This window comes from Nocardioides sp. NPDC059952 (genome assembly GCF_042730435.1).
GTDB lineage: Bacteria > Actinomycetota > Actinomycetes > Propionibacteriales > Nocardioidaceae > Nocardioides.
In genome coordinates this window covers 1-2,565 of sequence record NZ_JBHWLY010000144.1, presented here as the reverse complement: position 1 = coordinate 2,565, position 2,565 = coordinate 1, and the positions used below count along the sequence as shown (strand labels likewise).

Below are 2,565 nucleotides of genomic sequence, written 5' to 3'. Positions count from 1 at the left end.
ACACAGTCCCATCGGCGCTCGATGGGACTGTGTTGGTCTCGACACGCCTTCGCCTAGCGGCTCCGGCGGCTCGACCAGCGTTTTACCGGGACAGCGCGCGCTTGAGGAGGGCGAGGGTGACCTCGCCCATCGAGGTGCCGTCGTGCTTGGCGGCGAACGGGAAGACGCTGGTCTCGGTGGCGCCGGGGGTGATGGCGACCTCGAGGACGACGAAGCTGCCGTCGGGGGTGACCATGAAGTCGGTGCGGGAGATGTCGCGCATGCCGAGCAGCTCGTGGGCGCGTACGGCGGTCTCGCCGAGCTCGGCGAGCAGCGCGTCGGGGAGGTCGGGGCGGCCGAAGCCGACGAACTCGGCGGTGTAGCGCGCCGCAAAGTCGAACTCGTGGCCCTTGCTGAAGTCGATGGCGATCGGGGTCAGCGGCTTGACCCCCTCATCCGTCTCGTGGACCACCACGGAGACGTCGATGCCGGCGTAGAAGCGCTCGATGAGCGCCTCGTCGCAGTAGGCGTAGGTCTTGACCAACGCGGCGGGGAGGGCGGAGAGGCCGTCGACGCCGGTGACGCCGAGAGCCGAGCCGCCGCGCGAGGGCTTGACCACGACCCGCTCACCCAGCCGCGAGATGACGTGCTCCATCAGCACCGGCGCCCCGACGTCGCGGAACGTCGTGGACGACAGCGAGACCGAGTCCGGCACCGGGATGCCCCCGCGGCGCAGAAGCTCGCGGGCGGCGGTCTTGTCGAACGCGACGCGGCAGGAGGTGGAGACGGTGCCGACGTACGGGATCCCGATCAGCTCCAGGAGCGTCTGGATCTCGCCGTCCTCACCGAACTGGCCGTGCAGAGCCGGCAGCGCCACGACCGCCTTGTCGCGCTCGAGGTTGTGCAGCAGCGCCCGGTCGAAGTCGTACGCAGCCACCTCCACGCCCAGCGCCGACAGCTCGCGCACGAGGTTGCGGCCAGAGGCCAGCGACACGTCGCGTTCGTGGCTCAGCCCGCCGGCGATGACGGCGACAGGCCCGGAAAGAGGAGGAGTGCTCATGGGTTCGTTGTAACAGACGGCCGGGTGCAGCCGTGAAATCAGATGTGAACGACCGGGCAGGTCAGGGTGCGGGTGATGCCCTCGAGGCTCTGGACGCGCGCCACGACCATCTTGCCGAGCTCGTCGACGTTGCGGGCCTCGGCGCGAACGATCACGTCGTACGGACCGGTGACGTCCTCAGCCAGGGTCACGCCCTGGATCTTGCCGATCTCGGTGGCGACCTCTGCGGCCTTGCCGACGTCGGTCTGGATGAGGATGTACGCCTGTACGACCATGGTGCTGCTCCTGTTCTCCGTGCCTTCCTTGGCACAACGTCAGGCAAGTAACCTATCGCGTTATCTGTCGATCGACCTACACCGACCCTTGGGATAAGACAGCTCATGCGTGTCCCGGTATCTCCGCGCATCGCGAGGAGGGTTGGATGGAGCCATGGCTTTTCCGAGGGACACGACGCTCGCCGACATCGGTGAGTTCGGGCTGATCACCGAGATGACCAAGCACTTCGCCCAGGGGGAGCAGGTGCTGGTCGGCCCCGGCGACGACGCTGCGCTGGTGCGGGTCAAGCAGGGCCACGTGGTGGTCTCGACCGATCTGCTCGTCGAGGGTCGCCACTTCCGGCGGGACTGGGCCGAGGCGTCTCACATCGGCCATCGGGCGGCAGGCCAGAACCTCGCCGACATCGCCGCGATGGGTGGCGTCGCCCACTCGATGACTCTCGGGCTCGCCCTGCCCTCGGACCTCCCGGCCGAGTGGGCGGTCGACTTCGCCGAGGGATTCGCCGCGGAGTGCGCGCTGGTGGGGGCCTCCGTCATCGGCGGTGACATCACCGGTGCCGACCAGATCGTGATCTCCGTGACGGCTATCGGCGCGGTCGCCCAGGCACCGGTCCTGCGCTCCGGTGCGGAGCCGGGCGACGTACTCGCGCTGTGTGGCCGTCAGGGGTGGGCCGCGGCCGGCCTGGCGATCCTCAAGCGAGGGTTCCGCTCACCCCGAGTGCTGGTCGACGCCTACCGCCGCCCGCAGCCGCCGTACGCAGCCGGCCCCGCTGCCGCGGCGGCCGGCGCCTCGGCGTTGATCGACGTCTCCGACGGGCTCCTGTCCGAGGCCCGGCACATCGCCGATGCCTCGGAGGTCTCCATCGACGTGCACACCGCCGCGCTGACCGTCCCCGACGAGCTCAACGCGGTCGCCTCGGCGACGGGCGCCGACGCGCTCGCGTTCGTGCTGGGCGGGGGAGAGGACCACTCGCTGCTCGCCGCTTTTCCGCCCGACGTCGAGCTGCCGGAGGGATGGACCGTGATCGGGACGATCGGCGAGCCTGGTGGTGAGCCGGTCACGGTCGACGGTGAGGTCTACGAGGGGCCGACGGGGTGGACGCACTTCTGAGGGACACTCGTTGACCGGGTTCGGTTTCTCGTTCCGGCTTGCGTCGGGTTTGCGCCGACGCGGCGCAAAGGTCCCTCCCCCGCTTCGCTCCTCCGGGACATTTGCGCCGAGTCGGCGCCGTTCATGAGATAGCAGAAGGG

At 69.4% G+C, this 2,565-nt stretch carries 3 protein-coding genes; 1 reads left to right on the top strand and 2 read right to left on the bottom strand.

Annotated features, from left to right (window positions below; genetic code table 11):
* Positions 1-82: 82 nt before the first annotated feature.
* Positions 83-1,039: a D-alanine--D-alanine ligase gene (locus ACFV9G_RS29750; protein ID WP_141803690.1), complete on the bottom strand. Its 957-nt coding sequence runs from the start codon at positions 1,037-1,039 to the stop codon at positions 83-85.
* Positions 1,040-1,077: 38 nt separating this feature from the next.
* On the bottom strand, positions 1,078-1,314 hold the full coding sequence (locus tag ACFV9G_RS29745; RefSeq protein ID WP_008358330.1) for an Lrp/AsnC family transcriptional regulator: 237 nt from the start codon (positions 1,312-1,314) through the stop codon (positions 1,078-1,080).
* A 154-nt stretch (positions 1,315-1,468) separates the two neighbouring features.
* Here ACFV9G_RS29745 and ACFV9G_RS29740 point away from each other — a divergent pair, with 154 nt between their 5' ends.
* Positions 1,469-2,425 carry a thiamine-phosphate kinase gene (locus tag ACFV9G_RS29740; RefSeq protein ID WP_378733074.1) on the top strand — a complete coding sequence of 319 codons (957 nt, stop codon included), beginning with the start codon at positions 1,469-1,471 and terminating at the stop codon, positions 2,423-2,425.
* Positions 2,426-2,565 lie beyond the last annotated feature (140 nt).

Excerpts from the sequence above, each read along its gene's own strand:
- ACFV9G_RS29750 (WP_141803690.1), bottom strand. The coding sequence starts at position 1,039 with ATGAGCACTCCTCCTCTTTCCGGGCCTGTCGCCGTCATCGCCGGCGGG.
- ACFV9G_RS29745 (WP_008358330.1), bottom strand. The coding sequence starts at position 1,314 with ATGGTCGTACAGGCGTACATCCTCATCCAGACCGACGTCGGCAAGGCC.
- ACFV9G_RS29740 (WP_378733074.1), top strand. The coding sequence starts at position 1,469 with ATGGCTTTTCCGAGGGACACGACGCTCGCCGACATCGGTGAGTTCGGG.